This is a genomic window from Pseudomonas sp. rhizo25, from assembly GCF_031931935.1.
Lineage (GTDB): Bacteria > Pseudomonadota > Gammaproteobacteria > Pseudomonadales > Pseudomonadaceae > Aquipseudomonas > Aquipseudomonas synxantha.
On record NZ_JAUJXA010000006.1, the window covers coordinates 41,902 to 64,146 of the forward strand.

The window sequence follows — 22,245 nt, forward strand, 5'->3', positions numbered from 1 at the left end:
CTCAAATCACTCCCAGGAGCAATGCCGTCAGGGTCATCAACACCGAGGCGGCAAACAGGAAAGGAATGGTGAAGCGCTGGTGATCGGCCAGTTCGATCTTGCACAGGCCCACCAACAGGAAGGTCGCGGGGGTCAGCGGGCTGACCGGGAAACCCGTGGTGTGCACGCCCAGCAACGAGGCCTGGGCCACTTGCAGTGGGTCAACGCCCAAGGCCTTGCCAACTTCGGCGATCACCGGCATCACACCGAAATAATAGGAATCGGGATCGAACAACATGCTCAGGGGCATGGATAAAAAGCCCACCACTGCCGGGATCAACTTGCCGTGACCCGCCGGAATCTGCGCCACCGCCACTTCGGCGATGGCCTTGAGCATGCCGGTGCCTTGCATGATGCCGGTGAACACCCCGGCGGCGAGCAGGATACTGGCCATCGTCAGCGCGGTTTTCGCATGGGCGTCGATGCGTGCACGCTGGGCGTCGACGTTGGGGTAATTGATACACAGCGCGATCACGGTGCCGAGCATGAACATCACCACCGGATCGACCCAACCGGCGATCATCACCACCATCACCAGCACGGTCAAAATCAGGTTGAGCCAGAACAATCGAGGGCGGCGCAGCTTGATATCTTCATCACTGAGCACCCGTTGCGGCACCGCATCCACCGTCGAACCAGCGCCCAGGCCGAGTCGTTTTTCTTCACGATGGCCCAGCCACCAGGCACAGGCGAAGACAAAGATCAGCCCGACGATCTGCACCGGGATCAACGGCTGGAACAAGTCAGCGACAGGCACGTGCAGGGCTGCCGACGAGCGTAGTACCGGCCCGGTCCAGGGCAGAAAGTTGACCCCCGCCGCCATTGCGCAGACGCAGGCGAGGATGCGCTTGTCGATGCCCAGCCGCGTATACAACGGCAGCATCGCCGGCACGGTCACCAGAAAGGTGACTGCGCCGGAACCGTCCAGGTGCACCAGCAGAGCCAGGGTGGCAGTACCAACGACAATGCGCGTAGGACGCGTCCCTACCGTGCGCAGGATCCGATCAATGATGGGGTCAAGCATGCCGGCGTCGGTCATGATCCCGAAAAACAGGATTGCGAACACAAACATGCCGACCACGGGGGCGACGTTCTTGATCCCGGTAATGATGAAGGCACTGGTCTGCAGGCCGAAACCACCGAGCAGCGCGGCGATGATCGGCAAGGCGATCAGGGCCACAAGCGGTGAGAGGCGTTTGCTCATGACGGCAGCGAGCAGGCAGAGGATGGTGATGACACCCAGGGTTGCGAGCATGGGTTACTCCAGGGCGGCCTGGTTGGCCGGTTATTGTTTTCCCTGGAGTATTGGAAGCGGGTTAGTCTTTGTAAATTGGAATATTCGGCCTAGCACGTTCGGAAAAACAGAATGAAAAACTCGATCCAGCACATCCAGGCTTTCCTTGCCGTTGCCCGCACCGGCAGTTTCACCAAGGCCGCCAACGAGCTGCATCTATCGCCGTCGGCCCTGACCGTGCAGGTGCAACAACTGGAAGACTGGCTCGGCGTCGCCCTGCTCGACCGCAGCCCACGCCACGTGAGTATTACCGCTGCCGGCCAGGAGGCCCGCGGGCCGATGGAAAAACTGCTGCTGGACCTGGACAACATCGTCACCGGCTCCCGCGACCTGGCCGCCCTGCGCCGGGGCGTGGTGACCATCGCCGCCCTGCCTTCGGTATGCGCCGGCGCCCTGCCCCCGGCCTTGCGCCTGTTCCGCGAACGCTTCGCCGGTATTGAGGTGCGCCTGCATGATCTGGTGGCCCATCGCATTCATGCCCAGGTCCGCAACGGCGAGGTGGATTTCGGCGTCGGGGTACGTGCGCGCTTGAGTCACGGCCTGGAATTCGTGCCGGTGCTGAATGATCGTTTGTGTGCTTTTGTGCCGCAGAATCATGCGCTGACTCGCTTTCGATCACTGACCCTGGAACAACTGGCAGACCAACCGATCATCCTTACCGGACGCGACAGCAGTGTGCGCGAACAGGTGGACGGCCTGTTTGACGAGACCCGGCTGACGCTGAACGCGGGCATGGAGGCCAACTACATGTCGACGGTATTGGCGTTGGTGCGCCAGGGATTGGGCATCAGCGTGCTGCCGGAGTCAGCGGCAGACAGCCTGGAAGGATTGAAGCGGATCGACATCGAGCATCCCGGGGTAAATCGAGAGATTGGCTTGATCAGTCGCAGTGGGATGACGTTGAGTCCGGCAGCACAACGCTGCTTTGAACTGCTCAATGAAGAATTATCTGATACGCCGCTGCGCTGAATGTGGGGGCTTGCTGCCTGGCAGCTTATCGCTATCTAACTGTGGGAGGGGGCTTGCTCCCGATGGGCATGGGTATCTACACAACTCTGACATGCGACCGTCAGTAACCACGATGCGAAGCGAGCCGCTCTTGATCTTGATCTTGATCTGCTTTTGATCTTAGGCGCCCCGTTAAACCACGCTGGCCGCAATTCGACAGGGATTTGGGGGGCAAACCGGCAGGGATGCCGGTTTAGCCGCCCCGCGCCATGGATGGCGCGTGGCGGCGGCCCCCCAAATCCCTGTCGAATTACGGGCACACCGAGCCTAAGCGAGGTGCCGAGTGGTGGGGCAAGAGCGTTTTGGTTACTTTTGCGCTTTTCAAAAGTGACCCGCCGTAAGGGCGGAACCAATAGCGGCCGTCACTTAAATAATGGATATGTACTCGATCCAACCGAACATCCTGGTCGGCTGTGAGGCCGCCATCGGGGGCCCCCTCCCACATGGGCCGGCGGCGTACCAGAAGTTGTGTAGATACCCATGTCCCGATGGGGGAATAACAGTCATAAATTATTAACTGACCCACCGCTATCGGGAGCAAGCCCCCTCCCACACTTGGATCGCGGTGCATCAGTCAGATAGCTGTACGCTGTAAGGCCGCTAGTAGGAGCAAGCCCTCCTACCTTTGCGCCCGTGTTTAATCCACCATCGTCACATGTTTCGGATGCCTGGCCACGCGCTGCAACCACGCCTGTACCGCCGGGTAAGGCGCCAGGTCGAAGCCCCCTTCATGGGCCACATGGGTGTAGGCATACAGCGCAATATCGGCAATCGAATACTGCTCACCCACCAAGTACGGCGTGGCTTGCAGCTGGCGCTCCATGACCCTCAAGGCTTTGTAACCGCCCTTGTGGGTGGTCTTGTATTCCTCAAGGCGATCTTCCGGCATGTTCAGGTAGAACTGGATAAACCGCGCCACCGCGATATACGGCTCATGGCTGTACTGCTCGAAAAACTGCCACTGCAATACTTGGGTACGCAGGCGTGGTTCCGTGGGCAAGAACTCACTGCCATCGGCGAGAAAGTTAAGAATCGCATTGGACTCCCACAGGCAGGTGCCATCTTCCAGCTCCAATACCGGGATTTTGCCGTTGGGGTTCTTGGCCAGGAATTCAGCGGTCTCGGTGTCGCCGTTGAGGATGTCGACATCGATCCATTGATACGGGATGCCCAGCAGATTGAGCATCAGTTTGATTTTGTAGCAGTTGCCCGACTTGTAATCGCCATAAACCTTGTACATGGGGCTCCCCTTATGCTGCTTGTGCGCTCTGACCGAATGCTTGCGCCGATAAGGTGCGGGTGTCGAGGGATTGTTTCAAGGTAACGGCCAGAATAAATAGCCCACACGCCTGGAAATCCGCCTTTCATCCCCTTTTGCCCAAACAATCGAAAACATTATTTGCTTTATTTGTATACAAAAGCATAATTCGCTTCGTGCGAGTTCCTGACCTACTGGTCAACAAACCCGCCAGTACCTCAAAGCGCCGTTGCCCACTTAAGGTGCCCGGCGCTGGACATAACAATAAAACCCTTGAGGAGTACTCGCTGTGGATAGCCGCAAAACCGAAGCCCCTACGCTTGACCTCGCCGCGCCGCAAGGTGGCTGGCTGGAACGCCTGTTCAAACTGCGTTTGCATGGCACCACAGTGAAGACCGAGCTGATTGCCGGCCTGACCACGTTCATCACCATGGCCTACATCATCTTCGTCAACCCCAATATCATGGCCGATGCAGGTATCGACCATGGCGCGGCGTTCGTCGCCACCTGTATCGCCGCCGCCCTGGGTTGCCTGCTGATGGGCTTGTACGCCAACTGGCCGGTAGGCCTGGCGCCGGGCATGGGCCTGAACGCGTTTTTCACCTACACCGTGGTCGGCACCATGGGCTACACCTGGGAAACCGCGCTGGGTGCGGTGTTCATTTCCGGCGTGCTGTTCATGGGCCTGACACTGTCGCGGGTGCGCGAATGGCTGCTTAATAGCATTCCGGTGAGCCTGCGCCATGCCATGGGCGCAGGCGTCGGTTTGTTCCTCGGGGTGATCGGTCTGAAGACCGCAGGCATCATCGTCGACAGCCCTGCGACCTTGATCAAGCTCGGCTCCCTGCACGAACCTGCACCGCTGCTGGCGGCGGTGTGTTTCCTGCTGATCGCCATTCTCAGTTACCACCGGGTATTCGGCGCGATCCTGATCAGCATCATCGCCGTGACCCTGGCCGGTTGGGGCCTGGGCTTGGTGCACTACAACGGCATTCTTTCCACGCCACCGAGCCTGGCACCCACCTGGATGGCGATGGACATCAAAGGTGTATTCAATGTCAGTATGATCAGCGTGGTATTTGCATTTCTTTTTGTACACATGTTTGATACCGCCGGTACACTGATGGGCGTCGCGCAACGCGCCGGGCTGGTGAATGCCGATGGCAAGATCGATAACCTGTCGCGGGCGTTGAAGGCCGACAGTGCGTCCAGCGTGTTTGGCGCCATGGTCGGCGTGCCGCCGGTGACCAGCTATGTGGAAAGTGCGGCGGGTGTTGCCGCAGGAGGTCGTACCGGCTTGACCGCGGTGACCGTGGGCGTGCTGTTTGTGGCGGCGATGTTCTTCGCGCCGCTGGCTGGCATGATTCCGGCATATGCCACCGCCGGCGCGCTGATCTACGTCGCGATGCTGATGATGGCGAGCATGGCCCATATCAATTGGGATGAAGCCACCGACAGCATCCCGGCGATCGTCACCGCGATCATGATGCCGCTGACGTTTTCGGTCGCCGATGGGATCGCCCTGGGCTTTATCACTTATGTGGCGCTCAAGGCCGGCACCGGCAAGTACCGCGAGATTTCCGTCAGCCTGTGGGTGCTGTGCGCGATCTTTATCGCCAAGTTCATCTTCCTGTAGGTCGGGAATAGCTGAAAGAATCGCCTCACCTCCGGGTGAGGCTTTTGCACCAATGGAGGACTGTAAATGACCCTGGAAACCTGGCTGCTGTTCAGCGGCGCTGCATTGATTGTGATCCTGATCCCCGGCCCGCTGTCGCTGCTGATGATCAGCAACAGCCTCAACTACGGCCTGCGCCGTTCATACCCGGCGTTTCTCGGCGGCGTGATTGCCTCGATCTGCCTGCTGAGCGCCTCGGCCCTGGGCCTGGGCGCGCTGTTGCTGGCATCGGAGCAGTGGTTCAGCGCCTTGAAAATCGTCGGCGCACTGTACCTGTTCTATCTTGCCTGGCAGAGCTGGCAGCAAGCGCGGCAACCGGCCCACGTGGCCCAGTCCTCGCAGGCACCGGCAGTGCCACGCTTTCGCGCTCTGTTTGGCCGGGCTTTTGTGTTGGGTGCCAGCAACCCCAAGGACATCCTGTTTTTCGCCGCCTTCCTGCCGCAATTTCTCAACAGTCAGCAAGCGTTCTTTCCACAGCTGCTGGTCATGATTGCCACCTGGGCTGTGCTCGACCTGCTGTGCAAGCTGGCTTACGGCCTGGGCGCCCATGGCACCGCGCGGTATCTGCGCAGCGGCAATGGCCAAAGCTGGTTCAACCGGGTGAGCGCCGCACTGTTCGGCGGTGCCGGGGTGGTGTCGCTGCTTAAGGGACAGTAGCCAATTTGATGAAGTAAACACTGGCAGGCACTCGTCCAAAGACAGGCCATTGAATGCCGGCCATGATCGAAACCAGGCGCCCTTGCTCCAGCGCAAGTTTAACCTCGGCGTCTGCTGACGCACTTTTGCGCAGCCAACGCTCCTTGAACTTGCCCAACATCCTGATGCTCCCCTTCTCAAGCCACTGATATGCCACGTAGTACAGTCGGTTTGGAGAATTGGGATGAGTTGCGATCAAATCCGGTATCACACCCGCCCTGTCGCGTGCTACCGGGAGCTCCCGCACAGTGAAACCCTGATCATTGAGTACCCTCTGAATTGCCACTCGTTGCGTAGCCTGTCTAGCTGCAACCAGGTGCTTGTCTCTCTGGAGCCTGGCCTCTAAAGGGACGGCCGGAGTGAAGTCTACCCGCGTAAAACCAGGCGCTTTACCATCGAAACCGATGTGTATGTACGCATCGCCCAGGTCATGGGGACGCAACATCCGCAGCAAGTCATCCGTCTGGCCAGGCCGCGCAGGGGGTTGGGGTATCCATTCGTCGAGCGCCGCCCGCAGGTTGAGCAGATGAGTGGCCGTTGCAGGGCGCTCCGGGCCTGATAACTCAATCAACCTTGCGACGGTGAACTCCCGGCTGTGGGTTGTCATGGTGGGGAACGCAGTGCCCACAGAGTCCGTCAAAGGTTTGTCGAACAGGGGGGCATGGAACCGCCATTCACTGGCTTGAACATGGGTTACCGGAACAGGCTGCTCAAGCGTTTGCGTAACCGTCCAACGCTCAATGTCAGCACGGGCCAACGAAACCAGCGGCTCATTCCTGTGGATAAACTGAATGCCCTGCAGGGGAGCCTGGTTGCCCTCGGGAAGCATCCTGTAATAGCTGCTCAACGGATACATCAGATGGGTATTGGCAGGTGCCACCCGGATGACATTGTGGGGAAAACCTCGAGCATCCGGATCAATGTAAAACACCCCGGCAGACGGAGACCGCGATATTTGCCCCACTTCCCCGGGTGGGATGCGCCAATTTTGCCAATGGGTAGCCGTTGAGCTTGATTGCACAATTCTGGTTTGTGTAGCAGTACGCACAATCGGCGGTTGCCAGTCCTGCACCGTCTGCGCTTGCCCGCGCCACGGGTTGAGCACGCCCGAACTGGGCCCCGGTTGTGGTGCATCGGCCCCCAGCAACCACTCCCTGGGCTGGTCGATGTTCAAGAGCAATTCATCTTGCCCATCGCCCTGGGTTTTCTTCAGGCGCAGCGCCGATTCATTCTTACGTTGATACACCGAGTAGGCCTCTTGCCCCTCGGTAACCATCTGTTGGCCATTCTTCACATACCGCCCCTTGCCTTCCGGCCACTTCAACTCAACGGCGCCCTCCAACCCACTCAAGGATTTGAAATGCCCCAGCAGACTGAGCGGTTTGCCAGGTGACACTCTCAGGCCGGCGAATGCGCCACTGGCGAACCCATGGTGGCGATGCAAATGCGACAAGGAGGGCCGCGCAACACGCATACCCTTGGGAGCAGGGAGAAAGGACAACAACACATCGAGGAACGCCATCAGGGTAAGGAACGCTACATCCACGGCGTCATGGGCATCGCCGCTGAAATGATAGCGCCGTGCCGCGAGCAGCATTTCATACAAGCTGATACCCACGCCCAACACCGGCACGAATGACAACAGCCCCCGAATGCTCGCGGCGTGCTGTTCGCCCAGGCGTTGCTCGCGATATGCCTCTAATACCTGGGAAGAATTGGACTGGGCCTGGGCACGGCGTTGCAGCTCGAACATCCGCGCGTGGGCCAGCAGCGCCCTGGCGTTGCCCTGGGACGTGGTCACCATCGCCAGCCAAGCATCGGGCGCCAGCGCAATCTGCTCGCTGATTTGTACCTCGACACTGCTTTGGTCTACCGCTGGAACCTTGTGTCGCACCGTGAAAAAACGGAAGAGCTGCCTGACAAAACGCGCAACCACCGGTACATAAACCCGGCGTATAAATAATTGGCGGGGTTCCATCTGCGGATCTTCGTCGGGATAGCTGTTGACGGCCTGGACCTCCCAGTCGGGCGCCACCTGGCCCGCCAACGCCTTCAGGTTCAGGGACAAGGCGCCGACCTTGTTCAAGGCTTGCTCGGCCAGGGCCACGCTGGCGTACTCGGCGATGGGTGGGCTTTCCAGCGCGGCGGGCCAATACACGACACACAGCCCGGAAAGGCTGTCGTGCATGACCAGTATCCCGGCGATATGGCGATCATGTTCCAGGGTATGGCCCACCAGACGCACCAAGCCCAATTGCACATCCAACCCATCACCTTTCAGATCGCTCGCCGCCTGCGCCGCCATGACGCGGCTGAACACACGTTGCGCCTGATCGCTCAAGCCTTGCCGGATCGCGCTGTACACCTGCATCTGGGCCCTTTGCTGCAAGGCCCGATAAACCAAGGCCTGGGACAGGCCCGGGGCAGGCACCTGGGTCGATGCCGACGGGTAGAACGCACGCCGGATCAGCTTGTCGTATTCCCCGCCCACGTCCAGGGACGCAAGGGTCTTGACCAGGTAAGACACACTCAGCCGGTCTTTCCATGCCGAGTCCAGCCAGCGTGCCCGGTTCAAGCGCCAGCGGGTCCAGGGGGCCTTGGGATCAAGGTTATGCAGCGCCAGTTGCAGCAGGCTGAAGGTGGTGCGCTGCTGACTGACGGTGATTTTCGCATTGCGATCTCCTACCGCGCATTGGCTTGACCAGCTACACATTTGGGAACTCACATCATCGGGCATATCGAGCAGCGGTTTATCGATATCCAGTTGCGGGTAAAACCCATCTTTGCTCAAACGGGCGATCAGTGCCTGGCGGGCAAAGGATTCCAGGTCGGGCAACTCCAGCCACAGTTTTTGTTCAACCGCCCAGGCATTGGCCAGGTAGCGGCGACACAGGCCCCTGTAGTGCTGGCGTTGGGCGCGGGTTGCCGTGGCCAGCCAGGCGGGCAGCTTGCTCGCCTGGCTGGCTGCCAACTGCAACAGGCTGAAATTGGCCACGGCCAGGGTTCGTGCATCATTGGCCGGGACCAGCAGGCCGTCGAACAATTCCTGTGCCAATAACAGGCGGCTCAGCTGCCGGTCACTCACCTCGCTGAACAGCCGCTTTCCCTGATCTATCAGCTTGTTCATCGCGACGTGATGTTGCATATGCTTGATAAACAGGTCCTTGATCACGGCGCGTTTGATCATTTCATATCTCACCACCAGGGATGCCCCCGTGGGCAACGCGCTGATCGCCGTGCGTGCCTGTTCCCGCTGATGCCGCCCGATACAGCGCCACAGCATAGAGCCATCGCGGCTTTTCAGGCTGGCTTCAAGCGCCTCGGCAAAAGCATTCAGGGAATCAAACGCTACCAGCCCTCCGTAGCGGCCGGTCACATATAGCAGCACCGGGTACGAGGCGCCGGGGTTGGCTTGGGCCGCGTTGCCGGTCACCAGCACCGCGCCGAGCAGCGGGTACAAGGTAGCGGCATCGCCGCCCACCGCGACTTGCAGCACGCAGGTATCCGTAGCCTTTTGCCCAGGCTGCCAAGCTTCACTCAACGCCGCTTCCAGGTGCACAAGGTGGGCATCGCTGATCAGGTTCAGGCGCTGCTGCATCTGTGCCTCATACAGCAACGCACTCAGCTGTGCCGCACCCAGCAAGGAGCCACGATTGCGCGAGCCCTCGGGTTGCTCCTGCCAATAATCTTTTTTGAACACGCGATCCGACGGCCCCCGGGCCCATTTGCGCGCTGCCGCTACCTGGGCCTGCCATTGGCGCTCAAGACTGAGGAAATCCTGGTAGGCCACGCTGCCCTTGCCCACGTCCGTCGCGTCGAGCAGGCCCATCAGGGCTTTTTCATAACGTTTGAGCTGCGCCTCGCGGGTTTTCCACGCAAGCTCCGGCGCCAGGTGCCCTGCCACAATCTCGCCGCTGCGGCGCTGCCGATCCCACTCCAGCAAGATCTGCAGGGTATGTCCCAAGCGTGGGAAGGTGACCAGGCGCCTACGCCCTTTCTCGATAAATTTGAGCAAGCGCCACACATCGGGCGCCGCAGACGCGTTCGCGCCCTGAAGGCCCACTGCGGCGTGATTGATCGACAAGGCGCACGCCAGTTCGTTATCCCATTGCCCGTCCAGCACCTCGCTGGCGCTGGCGAACAGCGCGTCGTCACGCAACAGGCTCCCGCGCTGAGGGATGAACGGCGTGGGGGTAACGCTGGGCGCCTCACACAGTTCATGCCAACGCCGCAACGGCAGGCACTGCCACAACACACGACTCAGCGGGCCATTGACCAGTATCGGCAGGTCGCACACCAATTGGTGCCAGGAACCGAACTCGTAGAACTGGCGAAACAGGCCGGGCAGATACACCACGTGGGGCGAATCCCCCTCACCGCCCTCGCGATAGATATGCAAGGCCCCTGGAACCGGCACGCTGCGCTGGTTGGTGCCGGGCCACATGACCCTGCACACATGGACATTCGCCCATTCGCCGCCGGCCCGCTGACGCTGGTCGCCGTCGGGTATTTCGAGCAATTTGCGCAGCATGTCAAAGCCGCTGTCAGACAGTTGATACAAGCGATGGGCCAGCAACGCATTGGCGGCGAACAACGACGTACGCAATTGCGCCCAGCGCCCGCGACGGGTCAACCACGAACCATGGGCCAGCTGTTGCCAGTACTCACGGGTCGCCTGTTCGATGCGCTCGAGCAAGGTCAACCCCTTGACTCGCACAAGCGCATCCCAGGCCGTATAGGGCAAGGTACGGGCCGGATCGTCCTTGATGCTCAGCGTGGTGAAGTGGTTGATATTGACCGGCACATAGGGCTGGATCAGCAAAGCCAGTGCGCGCTCGGTCAGGCTGTCGATCTTCTGGGCCGGGGCCGGTGGCCGCGGTTCGGTGAACAGCACGGTGTCCGGGTCCAGGCCAAACGCCTCCTGCAGCGCGCTGCGCACGATGCCCAGCACCCTGGGCGCGCGCCCGAGCAAACCACTGAGGGTCTTGGCCGCTTCGCTGGCGCTGGCCTGTGCTTCGTGGAGCCGATTGATTTCCAGGCTGGGTTGCGTGACTGCGTTGAGCCGACGGGTCAGCAGCGTGCGCATCGCCTCGTCGCGGTCTGCCGATGTAGTGTGCGGGTCATCGAAGTCGAGCTTATCGGCCCAGGTGGAGGTGGTGTCAGTGCTCATGGCGGGCTTTCCCGTACAGAAAAAGCCGAGCCTAGGCACCCCGGCCACCCAGGGTGCGTTACATAGTTGGGCGCGGCGCACGGGCCGCGGGCAAAAAAAAGCCCGCAGTGTGCGCGGGCGAAACCAACGAAGAGCATTGGGGGTAAAGCGCGGTGACGACTCAGCTACCGCGGTAGGTGGAGTAGCTGTAAGGCGAAATCAGCAGGGGCACATGGTAATGATCCTGTTCGGCGCTGATGCCGAAGCGCAGCACCACCACATCGAGAAACGCAGGCTCCGGCAATTGCACACCACGGGCTCGGTAATAGTCGCCGGCACTGAATTGCAGCTGGTAGACACCGCTGCGGTAGTCGTCACCTTGCAGCAGCGGCGCGTCGCAACGGCCGTCGCTGTTGGTCCGGGCGCTGGCAACCAGTTGCAGCTGTGTACCTTCGACACGGTACAGCTCGACCTTGATCGCGCTGCCGGGGCAGCCGTGCGCAGCGTCCAAAACGTGTGTGGTCAAACGTCCCATGGCGTTTACGCGCCTCCTGAAGTCAGTAGAAGAGAAAACCCGCACTTTTTCAGGGCAGTGAAAAAGTCGGCGATGGTCGATTAAGACACTTTCAACAAAAATTGTACACAATAAATTCAGCCTACTCATCGCGTCTCTTGCCCTGCCCCCTGTAGGAGCGAGCTTGCTCGCGAAAATCGCCAACGATACCGCGGGTCTTCAGGAGAAACGCGGTGACTTTAAGTTCTTCGCGAGCAAGCTCGCTCCTACAGTTCTATGCACCTACGCAGACAGCGCAATTATTTTGCTTAAATTGACCAGTCAGGCAGGTTTCTTGCAACCCTTGTAAACCGACCGTTCAGAAAAAATGCAGAAATGCACACTTACAAAGTGGCGAATAAGTTGTATACAATCACTCATCGCCACCTCGACGAACAAGAAGGAAGACTGCAGTGAGCGCTGACTACCCACGCGACCTGATCGGTTACGGCAGTAACCCTCCTCACCCCCATTGGCCGGGCAAGGCACGCATCGCGCTATCGTTCGTACTCAACTACGAAGAAGGCGGCGAGCGCAATATCCTGCATGGCGACAAAGAGTCCGAAGCCTTCCTCTCGGAAATGGTCTCGGCCCAGCCGCTGCAAGGCGAGCGCAACATGAGCATGGAGTCGCTGTACGAATACGGCAGCCGTGCCGGTGTGTGGCGCATCCTCAAGCTGTTCAAGCAATTCGATATTCCGCTGACCATCTTCGCCGTGGCCATGGCCGCCCAACGCCACCCGGATGTGATCCGTGCGATGGTCGATGCCGGTCACGAAATCTGCAGCCATGGCTACCGTTGGATCGACTACCAGTACATGGACGAGGCCCAGGAACGCGAGCATATGCTCGAAGCGATCCGCATCCTCACCGAGCTGACCGGCGAGCGCCCACTGGGTTGGTACACCGGGCGCACCGGCCCCAACACCCGACGGCTGGTAATGGAGGAAGGCGGCTTCCTCTATGACTGCGACACCTACGACGACGACCTGCCTTACTGGGAACCCAATAACCCCACCGGCAAGCCGCACCTGGTGATCCCCTACACCCTGGATACCAACGATATGCGCTTTACCCAGGTGCAGGGTTTCAACAAGGGCGATGATTTTTTCGAGTACCTCAAAGACGCGTTTGACGTGCTGTATGCCGAAGGCGCCGAGGCACCGAAGATGCTGTCCATCGGCTTGCATTGCCGCCTGATCGGCCGCCCTGCCCGCCTGGCCTCCTTGAAGCGTTTTATTGAATACGCCAAGAGTCACGAACAGGTGTGGTTCACCCGGCGTGTCGACATTGCCCGCCATTGGCAGCAAACCCACCCCTACACGGGAGCGGCGAAATGACTGCATTCCAGACCTTGAAACCTTCGACCTTGAGCCGCGACGCTTTCGTCCAGGCCTTTGCCGATATTTACGAACACTCGCCATGGGTGGCCGAAAAGGCCTTCGAGCTGGGCCAGGATGCTTCGATCGACCAGATCGAAACCCTGCACCAGCGCATGAGCGATATCCTGTTGAGTGCTGATCACACCCGCCAATTGGCATTGATCAACGCTCACCCGGACCTGGCCGGTAAAGCCGCCGTCCAGGGCCAACTGACCCAAGCCAGCACCGATGAGCAAGCTGGCGCGGGGATTCACCAATGCACGGCCGAAGAGTTTTCTCGCTTCACCGAGCTGAACGACGCCTACAAGGCCAAGTTCAAGTTTCCCTTCATCATGGCGGTAAAAGGCAGCAACCGGCATCAGATCCTCGCCGCGTTCGAAACGCGCATACACAACTCGGTAGACACCGAGTTCAAGTGCGCGCTGGACGAGATCAACAAGATCGCGTTGTTCCGTTTACTGACCCTCTAAACGACCATCCCCAGCCACTCTATCTAAGGCAGACAAGAAGAATGAAAGCTTACGCCGTACCTTTCGAGAAGTTCGTCAACCTGGCCGACGCCCGCCTGGGCACCAAGATCATCTCGGTGACCGATGACTGGTTCGCCGACGCCAACCGACTGTTCCAGCCGACCCCGGCCGTGTGGAAGGAGGGCGTTTTCGATGACAACGGCAAGTGGATGGACGGCTGGGAGTCACGCCGCAAGCGCTTCGAAGGCTACGACAGCGCGGTGATCCGCCTGGGCGTGCCGGGTTCGATCAAAGGTGTGGACATCGACACTTCATTCTTCACCGGCAACTTCCCGCCGTCGGCCTCCCTGGAAGCCTGCTTCCTGGCCTCGGGCGAGCCGGACGCCAATACCCAGTGGGTGGAAGTGCTGTCGGCGGTCGAGTTGCAAGGCAACAGCCACCACTACCACGAAATCAATAACGACCAGGCGTTCAGCCACCTGCGCTTCAACATTTACCCGGATGGCGGCGTAGCCCGTCTGCGTGTGTACGGCGTGCCGTTCCGCGACTGGTCTTCGGTGGGCGACAACGAACAGGTCGACCTGGCTGCCGCGCTCAATGGCGGGCGTGCCCTGGCCTGCTCCGACGAACACTTCGGACGCATGAGCAACATCCTCAACCCGGGCCGTGGCATCAACATGGGCGACGGCTGGGAAACCGCGCGTCGTCGTACACCTGGCAATGACTGGGTGATCGTCGCCCTCGGCCACCCGGGCGAGATAGAGAAGATCATCGTCGACACCCTGCACTTCAAGGGCAACTACCCGGACACCTGCTCGATCCAGGGCGCGTTCGTGAAAGGTGGCACCGACAGCCAGATCGAAACCCAATCGCTGTTCTGGCGCGAACTGTTGCCGGCGCAGAAACTGGAGATGCACGCCGAGCACACCTTCGCCGAGCAGATCAAGGCACTGGGGCCGATTACCCATATCCGCCTGAATGTGTTCCCGGATGGCGGTGTGAGTCGCCTGCGCGTCCTGGGCAAAGTATCGAAGTAATGCTGAGACTGTAGGAGCGAGCTTGCTCGCGAAGATCGTCAACGATAACGCGCCCATCCTGGATACACGCGGTGTTGTTGAGTTTTTCGCGAGCAAGCTCGCTCCTACACTGATCCAATAACAATTCAAGATTAAGAAGACAGCCATGCGCACACTGATGATCGAACCCCTGACCAAAGAAGCCTTCGCCCCTTTCGGAGACGTTATCGAAACCGACGGCAGCGATCACTTCATGATCAACAACGGGTCGACCATGCGCTTTCACAAGTTGGCAACGGTCGAAACAGCACAGCCTGAAGACCACGCCATCATCAGCATCTTCCGCGCCGACGCGCAGGACATGCCGCTGACCGTGTGCATGCTGGAAAGACACCCGCTGGGCAGCCAGGCTTTTATTCCGCTGCTCGGCAACCCCTTTCTGATCGTGGTCGCGCCACTTGGCGATGCACCTGTATCAGGCTTGGTCCGCGCCTTCGTCACCAACGGCAGGCAGGGCATCAATTACCATCGCGGCGTCTGGCACCACCCGGTGCTGACGATCGAAAAGCGGGATGACTTCCTGGTGGTTGATCGCAGTGGCACAGGCAATAACTGCGATGAGCATTTTTTCAAAGAGGATGAGCGGTTGATCCTCGCCCCCCACCAATAAGAGAAGGCCGGATCACCCGACAACAAGGGTGACAGGCGAGAGGTAAAGACTGTGGAAGCACATTTGATGGAATGGCTGAACCTGAGCGTGCGCTGGGTTCACATGATCACTGGCGTCGCCTGGATCGGCGCTTCGTTCTACTTTGTCTGGCTGGAAAACAACCTCAATCGCGTCAACCCCAAGAGCGGCCTGGCCGGTGACTTGTGGGCGATCCACGGTGGCGGTATCTACCACCTGGAAAAATACAAACTGGCCCCGCCAACCATGCCGGACAACCTGCACTGGTTCAAATGGGAAGCCTACTTCACCTGGATGTCGGGCGTCGCGCTGCTGTGCGTGGTGTTCTACTGGAACCCGACGCTGTACCTGCTCGCCCCCGGCAGCAGCCTCAGCGGCACCGAAGGCGTGCTGCTGGGCATCGGCTCGTTGTTCGCCGGCTGGTTCATCTACTCCTTCCTCTGCGACTCAGCCCTGGGCAAGCGCCCTGCCCTGCTCGGCTTGATCCTGTTCGTGCTGTTGATTGCGGCGGCCTACGGCTTCAGCAAGGTGTTCAGCGGCCGCGGTGCCTACCTGCACGTGGGCGCGGTGATCGGCACGATCATGGTCGGTAACGTGTTCCGCATCATCATGCCGGCGCAACGCGCACTGGTGGCGGCCATCGCCGAGAACCGCACGCCGGATCCAGCGCTGCCGGCCAAGGGCCTGCTGCGTTCGCGGCACAACAACTACTTCACCTTGCCGGTGCTGTTCATCATGATCAGCAACCACTTCCCGAGCACCTATGGCAGCCAATACAACTGGCTGATCCTGGCCGGGATCGCGGTAGCGGCGGTGTTGGTGCGGCACTACTTCAACACCCGGCACAACAGCCAGAAGTATGCGTGGACCTTACCGGTGGGCGCGTTGGCGATGATCAGCCTGGCGTACGTGACCGGGCCCAAGCCGGCTCCGGAAGTAGCCAAGGCACCTGCAGCGATCGAGTACCAGCCACTGCCGGAAACGGCATTGGGCGGTGGTTTGAAGCCCGCAGCGCCTGCCGCTCCAGCTGCTGAACCGGCACCGGCCCAGGCCACCACCGATTTCGGCCAGGTGCATCACGTGATTGAGCAGCGCTGCACTGTGTGCCATTCGGCCAAGCCCACCAGCCCGTTGTTCAGCACGGCGCCGGCAGGGGTGATGTTCGACACACCGGCACAGATCCAGCAGCAGGCCGCGCGCATTCAAGCACAGGCCGTGGCCAGCCAGATCATGCCGTTGGGCAACATCACCCAGATGACCCAGCAGGAGCGGGATTTGATTGGTTCCTGGATCACCCAGGGGGCGCGTACCAATTAACTATGTACATCACCCACTGTAGGAGCGAGCTTGCTCGCGAAGGACGTCAACGATATCGCGCACATGCTGAATGAACGCGGCGCTCTTGGGTTCTTCGCGAGCAAGCTCGCTCCTACAGGAATTGCGAACAGCGCTAATGGCAATTGAATGCCAAACAACACAAAAATAAAAAGATCCGAGGTGTTGCATGACCGAGTTAGTCGAACCGCAGATTCCTGCCGCGCCCGCCATGGTGCGGCTGCCCCTCTTGCAACTGATTCTGGTTGGCCTGCAACACGTCTTGCTGATGTACGGCGGCGCCGTCGCCGTGCCCCTGATCATTGGCCAGGCCGCGGGCTTGAGCCGTGAAGAAATCGCCTTCCTGATCAACGCCGACCTGCTGGTGGCCGGGATCGCCACCATGGTGCAATCGTTCGGTATCGGCCCGGTGGGCATCCGCATGCCGGTGATGATGGGCGCCAGTTTTGCCGCCGTCGGCAGCATGGTCGCCATGGCCGGCATGCCCGGTATCGGCTTGCAGGGCATCTTCGGCGCGACCATAGCCGCCGGGTTCTTCGGCATGCTTATCGCACCATTCATGTCCAAGGTCGTACGCTTTTTCCCGCCGTTGGTGACCGGCACCGTGATTACCGCCATCGGCCTTTCGCTGTTTCCCGTGGCCGTGAACTGGGCCGGGGGTGGCAGTGCCGCCGCCACGTTCGGCTCACCGATCTACCTGGCGATTGCCGCCCTGGTACTGGCCACCATCCTGCTGATCAACCGCTTCATGCGCGGCTTCTGGGTGAATATCTCGGTGCTGATCGGCATGGGCCTGGGTTACGGGTTGTGCGCTGTTATCGGCATGGTCGACCTCAGTGGCCTGGCTCAGGCGCCCTGGGTGCAAGTGGTGACGCCGTTGCACTTCGGCATGCCCAGGTTCGAGCTGGCGCCGATCCTGTCGATGTGCCTGGTGGTGGTGATCATCTTTGTCGAGTCCACCGGCATGTTCCTCGCCCTGGGCAAGATCACCGATCAGGAGGTCACGCCGAAGATGCTGCGCCGCGGCTTGCTGTGTGATGCCGGCGCGTCGTTCTTTGCCGGTTTCTTCAACACCTTTACCCACTCCTCCTTCGCGCAGAATATCGGCCTGGTGCAGATGACCGGCGTGCGCTGCCGTTCGGTCACCATCATGGCCGGCGCATTTTTGATTGTGCTGAGCCTGCTGCCCAAGGCGGCCTACCTGGTGGCTTCGATTCCACCCGCGGTACTCGGCGGCGCGGCGATTGCCATGTTCGGCATGGTGGCGGCGACCGGGATCAAGATTTTGCAGGAAGCCGACATTGCCGACCGCCGTAACCAGCTGTTGGTAGCGGTGAGCATCGGCATGGGCCTGATCCCCGTGGTACGCCCGGAGTTCTTCGCGCAGTTGCCGCTATGGATGAGCCCGATTACCCATAGTGGCATCGCTATGGCCACCCTCAGCGCGTTGTCGCTGAACATACTGTTCAACATCCTGGGCGGCGCTGAGCGCGTTGCCGTTGAGCACGTCCACACCTGAAGCATGCTCCATTGTCGTCCTGCGCGCGCTGTAACGGCGCACTTGAGCCAGGACGTGGGAGCCAGTATTCTCCGCGCCCGCTTGAATCGACGGTTTTTAACCGCCTTGGCGCGGCTTTTGCTGTAAGCATAAAAGCTGACCAATCAGATGATTTTTTCAGCGAATCCAAAGGCGCCACATCAGAGCGCCAGATTAGAAAAAACATAAAAAAACTTTAACTCGGGAGCAACCGAATGAAACCTATGTTCAAGGGCCTGGTGCTGGCAGGATCCCTGCTGGCCGCCGGCCAAGCCGGAGCCGGCGACTTGTTGCAATGGCAGAACAACAGCCTGACCTACCTGTGGGGCAAGAGCTTTACCGTCAACCCGCAGATCCAGCAAACCGTCACCTTCGAACATGCTGACGCATGGAAGTATGGCGACAACTTCTTCTTCCTCGACCGTATCTTTTACAACGGCAAGGAAGACGGCAACGTCGGCCCCAATACTTACTACGGCGAGTTCAGCCCACGATTGTCATTCGGCAAGATTTTCGACAAGGACCTGTCGTTCGGCCCGATCAAGGATGTGTTGCTGGCCTTCACCTACGAGTTCGGCGAAGGCGATAACGAGTCCTACTTGCTCGGTCCTGCCATCGACTTGAACATTCCTGGCTTCGACTACTTCCAGCTGAACTTCTACCAGCGCCAGACCGAAGGCAACCGCCCGGGTGACGGCGTCTGGCAGATCACCCCGGTGTGGTCCTACACCATTCCCGTAGGCAACTCCGACGTGTTGATCGACGGCTTCATGGACTGGGTGGTGGACAACGACAAGAACGCCCGTGGTACTTATCACGCCAACCTGCACTTTAACCCGCAGGTCAAATATGACCTGGGCAAGGCGCTGCATTGGGGCGACAAGCAGTTGTATGTGGGTTTTGAATACGACTACTGGAAGAACAAGTACGGGATTGAAGATAGCGGCGCGTTCAAGACTACCCAGGACACGGCGAGCTTCCTGGTCAAGTACCACTTCTAATAAACACTGCTGGACAAAATGTGGGAGGGGGCTTGCTCCCGATAGCGGTGTGTCATTCAAAGTATCTGTGACTGAATCGCCGCCATCGGGAGCAAGCCCCCTCCCACATTTTCAGCTCTGCGTCAGGCCGAGGAATCGCGACAACTGCTCACGTTTGGCCAGCGCATCCTTGCGCCCCAACTCGATCAATTCGCTGCAATACCCCGCCTCGAACAGCAAGTAACTTAATACCCCCGCGCCACTGGTCTTGGTCGCCCCCGGCCCACGCAAGAACAAACGCAACGCCGCCGGCAATTCCTGGCGATGCCGCGCAGCGATCTCGTCGATCGGCTGGCTGGGCGCAATCACCAGCACTTCCACCGGCGCCAGGCCCTGTACCGCTGCATCAGCAGGCACGACGCGGCTGAACTGGTTCAAACGCTCCAGCAGTTCGATATCGCTTTCCAGGCTGTCGATGAACGTGCTGTTGAGCATATGCCCGCCAATTTGCGCCAGGGTCGGCTCCTGGCCGGTGTAGGTGCGTTGCACCGAAGGCTCATTGCCCCGTGGGTTGCCGCTCACGCCGACCACCAACACGCGGCTGGCGCCCAGGTGCAGGGCCGGGCTGATCGGCGCCGACTGGCGCACCGCGCCATCGCCGAAGTACTCCTGATCGAGCTTGACCGGCGCAAACAACAGCGGAATCGCCGAACTCGCCAGCAGGTGCTCCACCGTCAGTTGGGTGGGCACGCCGATCCGTCGATGGCGCAACCAGGCATCGATGGTGCCGCCGCCCTGATAGAAGGTCACCGCTTGCCCGGATTCATAACCGAAGGCCGTGACCGCCACCGCCTGCAAATGCTTGCAGCGAATGGCTTCGTCGATGCCGTCCAGGCTCAGGCGTTCTTGCAACAATTCGCGCAGCGGCGAGCTGTTGAGCAGTGCCACTGGTACCTGTGCGCCCAGGCCCAATAGGCTGTGGATGAGGAAACGACTGGCCTGGCGTATCACCCCCGGCCAGTCGCTGCGCAGCACTTGGTGACTGCGAAAGCCCTGCCAGAACGCCGTCAGTCGCTGGATAGCCGCACGGAAATCGGTGGCCCCGCTGGCCAGGCTCACCGCATTGATCGCACCAGCCGACGTGCCGACAATCACCGGAAAAGGATTCGGCGCCCCTGGTGGCAGCAACTCGGCAATCGCCGCCAATACCCCCACCTGATACGCCGCTCGCGCCCCGCCGCCAGAAAGAATCAAGCCTGTGACCGGTTCAACTGGGCGCATTGCGTCACTCCATGTGGGAAAAGCCAGCGCTTATCGGCGGCGTTTTTCGTACAGCTTGGGTTCACCCGCCGGTCGGCTCTTGAAGCGGCGGTGGGTCCACAGGTATTGCTCGGGGCATTCGCGTACCGAGGCTTCGACCCATTGGTTGATGCGCAGGCAGTCGATTTCGTCGGTTTCGCCGGGGAAGTCGGTCAACGGCGGATGGATCACCAAGCGGTAACCGCTGCCATCGGCCAGGCGTTCCTGGGTGAACGGCACAACCAGCGCCTTGCCCAGGCGCGCGAACTTGCTGGTAGCGGTGACAGTGGCGGCCTGGATGCCGAACAGCGGCACGAAGATGCTTTGTTTGGCGCCGTAGTCCTGATCCGGTGCGTACCAGATGGCGCGGCCGGCGCGCAGCAGCTTGAGCATGCCGCGCACGTCGTCGCGCTCCACGGCCAGGGAATCGAGGTTGTGGCGTTCGCGGCCACGGCGCTGGATAAAGTCGAACAGCGGATTGCCGTGCTCGCGGTACATGCCATCGATGGTGTGTTTCTGCCCGAGCAGCGCCGCGCCGATTTCCAGGGTGGTGAAATGCAAGGCCATGAGGATCACGCCCTTGCCTTCCAACTGCGCCTGCTTGAGGTGTTCCAGCCCTTCGACATGGGCCAGGCGCGCCAGGCGCGGCTTGGGCCACCACCAGCTCATGGCCATCTCAAAGAAGGCGATGCCGGTGGAGGCGAAATTTTCCTTGAGCAGGCGTTTGCGTTCCTTGGCGGACTTTTCCGGGAAGCACAGCTCAAGGTTGCGCGCCGCGATACGGCGGCGATCGCCGGCCACGCGGTACATGCCCACGCCCAGCAGGCGACCAATGGTCAACAGCGCCCGGTACGGTAACTGGGTGACCAGCCACAGCAGGCCGAGCCCCAGCCACAGCAGCCAAAAACGCGGGTGAAGAAATACAGCTCGAAAACGCGGGCGATCCATTACAGATTCCGGTAAAGACAAGGGCCGCGCATTCTACAACGGTTCGACTCGGCTTGCGGCGGGTGAGTGTTCTCGTTATAAGTCTCGACACTTTTCGTGACAAGCCGCTTTCGCCGACCATGAGCCAAACCGAACCGCTAGACCAAGATCCCGTGTTCCAGCTGAAAGGCAGCATGCTCGCCATTACCGTGCTGGAACTGGCCCGCAACGACCTCGATGCCCTGGACCGCCAACTGGCCGCCAAGGTCGCCTTGGCGCCGAACTTTTTCAACAATGCCCCGCTGGTACTGGCCCTGGACAAACTCCCGGCCGGCCAAGGGGCGATTGATTTGCCCGGGCTGATGCGCGTATGCCGCTCCCATGGCTTGCGTACCCTGGCGATTCGCGCCAGCCGTATCGAAGACATTGCCGCAGCCATCGCCATTGAACTGCCAGTACTGCCACCGTCCGGCGCCCGTGAGCGTCCGCTCGAACCATTGGTCGGTGAAGAGAAGAAAAAACCGGAAAAACCGCCCGAGCCTGCGATCAAGCCAACAAAGATCATTACCTCGCCCGTACGCGGCGGGCAGCAGATTTACGCCCAGGGTGGTGATCTCGTGGTGATCTCCTCGGTCAGCCCGGGGGCGGAACTTCTTGCCGATGGCAACATCCATGTATACGGCCCGATGCGCGGCCGCGCCCTCGCCGGCATCAAGGGTGATACCAAGGCCCGGATTTTTTGCCAGCAGTTGACCGCTGAGCTAGTGTCCATCGCAGGCCAGTACAAGGTTTCAGAAGATTTGCGCCGTGATCCGCTGTGGGGGGCTTCGGTGCAGGTCAACCTGTCGGGCGATGTGTTGAACATCATCCGTCTTTAACGGATACTGCCGCATTTTCCAAGCATCTCTAGACTCTGATAGCAAAGCGAAACCGGCAAGA

17 protein-coding genes are annotated in these 22,245 nt (G+C 60.2%); 11 read left to right on the forward strand and 6 right to left on the reverse strand.

Features of this window, described 5'->3' with window-relative positions; all coding sequences use genetic code 11:
- Position 1 precedes the first annotated feature (1 nt).
- Positions 2 to 1,294: a CitMHS family transporter gene (locus QZR30_RS15195; protein WP_046071850.1), complete on the reverse strand. Its 1,293-nt coding sequence runs from the start codon at positions 1,292 to 1,294 to the stop codon at positions 2 to 4.
- Between the two features lie 111 nt (positions 1,295 to 1,405).
- Here QZR30_RS15195 and QZR30_RS15200 point away from each other — a divergent pair, with 111 nt between their 5' ends.
- Positions 1,406 to 2,302 carry a LysR family transcriptional regulator gene (locus tag QZR30_RS15200; protein WP_056847951.1) on the forward strand — a complete coding sequence of 299 codons (897 nt, stop codon included), beginning with the start codon at positions 1,406 to 1,408 and terminating at the stop codon, positions 2,300 to 2,302.
- Between the two features lie 676 nt (positions 2,303 to 2,978).
- On the opposite strand, the gene QZR30_RS15205 is transcribed toward QZR30_RS15200, so the two are convergent.
- Positions 2,979 to 3,581, reverse strand: coding sequence for a glutathione S-transferase family protein (locus tag QZR30_RS15205; protein ID WP_046071848.1), 603 nt, complete (start codon positions 3,579 to 3,581; stop codon positions 2,979 to 2,981).
- A gap of 307 nt (positions 3,582 to 3,888) precedes the next feature.
- Here QZR30_RS15205 and QZR30_RS15210 point away from each other — a divergent pair, with 307 nt between their 5' ends.
- Positions 3,889 to 5,235: an NCS2 family permease gene (locus QZR30_RS15210; protein ID WP_046071847.1), complete on the forward strand. Its 1,347-nt coding sequence runs from the start codon at positions 3,889 to 3,891 to the stop codon at positions 5,233 to 5,235.
- 66 nt (positions 5,236 to 5,301) lie between these two features.
- On the forward strand, positions 5,302 to 5,931 hold the full coding sequence (locus tag QZR30_RS15215) for a LysE family translocator (RefSeq protein WP_311903615.1): 630 nt from the start codon (positions 5,302 to 5,304) through the stop codon (positions 5,929 to 5,931).
- Here QZR30_RS15215 and QZR30_RS15220 read toward each other — a convergent pair.
- Together QZR30_RS15220 and uraH are read right to left on the reverse strand one after the other, a co-directional pair.
- Positions 5,918 to 11,140: a dermonecrotic toxin domain-containing protein gene (locus QZR30_RS15220; protein ID WP_311903616.1), complete on the reverse strand. Its 5,223-nt coding sequence runs from the start codon at positions 11,138 to 11,140 to the stop codon at positions 5,918 to 5,920. The two genes, QZR30_RS15215 and QZR30_RS15220, sit on opposite strands and share 14 nt — an antisense overlap.
- 160 nt (positions 11,141 to 11,300) lie before the next feature.
- Positions 11,301 to 11,654: a hydroxyisourate hydrolase gene (gene uraH, locus QZR30_RS15225; protein ID WP_046071844.1), complete on the reverse strand. Its 354-nt coding sequence runs from the start codon at positions 11,652 to 11,654 to the stop codon at positions 11,301 to 11,303.
- A 431-nt stretch (positions 11,655 to 12,085) separates the two neighbouring features.
- Between uraH and puuE the strand changes: the two genes are divergently transcribed.
- From puuE to QZR30_RS15260, 7 genes are all read left to right on the forward strand, one after another.
- Entirely contained in the window at positions 12,086 to 13,012 is a 927-nt protein-coding gene (puuE, locus tag QZR30_RS15230; RefSeq protein ID WP_046071843.1) for an allantoinase PuuE, read from the forward strand.
- Entirely contained in the window at positions 13,009 to 13,524 is a 516-nt protein-coding gene (gene uraD / locus QZR30_RS15235) for a 2-oxo-4-hydroxy-4-carboxy-5-ureidoimidazoline decarboxylase (protein ID WP_046071842.1), read from the forward strand. The genes puuE and uraD overlap by 4 nt, the downstream gene beginning before the upstream one ends.
- A 41-nt stretch (positions 13,525 to 13,565) precedes the next feature.
- On the forward strand, positions 13,566 to 14,561 hold the full coding sequence (alc, locus tag QZR30_RS15240) for an allantoicase (protein ID WP_005789952.1): 996 nt from the start codon (positions 13,566 to 13,568) through the stop codon (positions 14,559 to 14,561).
- 145 nt (positions 14,562 to 14,706) lie between these two features.
- The gene (locus QZR30_RS15245) at positions 14,707 to 15,210 is read left to right on the forward strand and encodes an ureidoglycolate lyase (RefSeq protein ID WP_005789953.1); all 504 of its coding nucleotides are present in this window, start codon (positions 14,707 to 14,709) and stop codon (positions 15,208 to 15,210) included.
- 51 nt (positions 15,211 to 15,261) lie between these two features.
- Positions 15,262 to 16,545 (forward strand): urate hydroxylase PuuD, encoded by a 1,284-nt coding sequence (locus QZR30_RS15250; RefSeq protein WP_311903618.1) that lies wholly within the window; start codon positions 15,262 to 15,264, stop codon positions 16,543 to 16,545.
- 187 nt (positions 16,546 to 16,732) lie between these two features.
- Complete coding sequence (locus tag QZR30_RS15255) at positions 16,733 to 18,082, forward strand: nucleobase:cation symporter-2 family protein (protein WP_311903619.1); 1,350 nt, start codon at positions 16,733 to 16,735, stop codon at positions 18,080 to 18,082.
- A gap of 233 nt (positions 18,083 to 18,315) precedes the next feature.
- Positions 18,316 to 19,101 carry an outer membrane protein OmpK gene (locus QZR30_RS15260; RefSeq protein WP_043049813.1) on the forward strand — a complete coding sequence of 262 codons (786 nt, stop codon included), beginning with the start codon at positions 18,316 to 18,318 and terminating at the stop codon, positions 19,099 to 19,101.
- 111 nt (positions 19,102 to 19,212) lie between these two features.
- Here the strand turns inward: QZR30_RS15260 and QZR30_RS15265 are convergent, their stop codons facing one another.
- Positions 19,213 to 20,361 (reverse strand): patatin-like phospholipase family protein, encoded by a 1,149-nt coding sequence (locus tag QZR30_RS15265; protein ID WP_311903620.1) that lies wholly within the window; start codon positions 20,359 to 20,361, stop codon positions 19,213 to 19,215.
- A 30-nt stretch (positions 20,362 to 20,391) separates the two neighbouring features.
- On the reverse strand, positions 20,392 to 21,327 hold the full coding sequence (locus tag QZR30_RS15270) for a lipid A biosynthesis lauroyl acyltransferase (RefSeq protein WP_311903622.1): 936 nt from the start codon (positions 21,325 to 21,327) through the stop codon (positions 20,392 to 20,394).
- 119 nt (positions 21,328 to 21,446) lie between these two features.
- Here QZR30_RS15270 and minC point away from each other — a divergent pair, with 119 nt between their 5' ends.
- Entirely contained in the window at positions 21,447 to 22,184 is a 738-nt protein-coding gene (minC, locus tag QZR30_RS15275) for a septum site-determining protein MinC (RefSeq protein WP_034117002.1), read from the forward strand.
- The last annotated feature ends 61 nt before the right edge of the window (positions 22,185 to 22,245 follow it).

What these genes read in the sequence shown, in the direction of transcription:
- uraH (WP_046071844.1), bottom strand. Translation starts at nt 11,654, where the DNA reads ATGGGACGTTTGACCACACACGTTTTGGACGCTGCGCACGGCTGCCCC.
- QZR30_RS15255 (WP_311903619.1), top strand. Translation starts at nt 16,733, where the DNA reads ATGACCGAGTTAGTCGAACCGCAGATTCCTGCCGCGCCCGCCATGGTG.
- QZR30_RS15265 (WP_311903620.1), bottom strand. Translation starts at nt 20,361, where the DNA reads ATGCGCCCAGTTGAACCGGTCACAGGCTTGATTCTTTCTGGCGGCGGG.
- alc (WP_005789952.1), top strand. Translation starts at nt 13,566, where the DNA reads ATGAAAGCTTACGCCGTACCTTTCGAGAAGTTCGTCAACCTGGCCGAC.
- QZR30_RS15195 (WP_046071850.1), bottom strand. Translation starts at nt 1,294, where the DNA reads ATGCTCGCAACCCTGGGTGTCATCACCATCCTCTGCCTGCTCGCTGCC.
- QZR30_RS15200 (WP_056847951.1), top strand. Translation starts at nt 1,406, where the DNA reads ATGAAAAACTCGATCCAGCACATCCAGGCTTTCCTTGCCGTTGCCCGC.
- QZR30_RS15260 (WP_043049813.1), top strand. Translation starts at nt 18,316, where the DNA reads ATGAAACCTATGTTCAAGGGCCTGGTGCTGGCAGGATCCCTGCTGGCC.
- QZR30_RS15270 (WP_311903622.1), bottom strand. Translation starts at nt 21,327, where the DNA reads ATGGATCGCCCGCGTTTTCGAGCTGTATTTCTTCACCCGCGTTTTTGG.
- QZR30_RS15245 (WP_005789953.1), top strand. Translation starts at nt 14,707, where the DNA reads ATGCGCACACTGATGATCGAACCCCTGACCAAAGAAGCCTTCGCCCCT.
- QZR30_RS15220 (WP_311903616.1), bottom strand. Translation starts at nt 11,140, where the DNA reads ATGAGCACTGACACCACCTCCACCTGGGCCGATAAGCTCGACTTCGAT.
- QZR30_RS15205 (WP_046071848.1), bottom strand. Translation starts at nt 3,581, where the DNA reads ATGTACAAGGTTTATGGCGATTACAAGTCGGGCAACTGCTACAAAATC.
- QZR30_RS15215 (WP_311903615.1), top strand. Translation starts at nt 5,302, where the DNA reads ATGACCCTGGAAACCTGGCTGCTGTTCAGCGGCGCTGCATTGATTGTG.
- minC (WP_034117002.1), top strand. Translation starts at nt 21,447, where the DNA reads ATGAGCCAAACCGAACCGCTAGACCAAGATCCCGTGTTCCAGCTGAAA.
- uraD (WP_046071842.1), top strand. Translation starts at nt 13,009, where the DNA reads ATGACTGCATTCCAGACCTTGAAACCTTCGACCTTGAGCCGCGACGCT.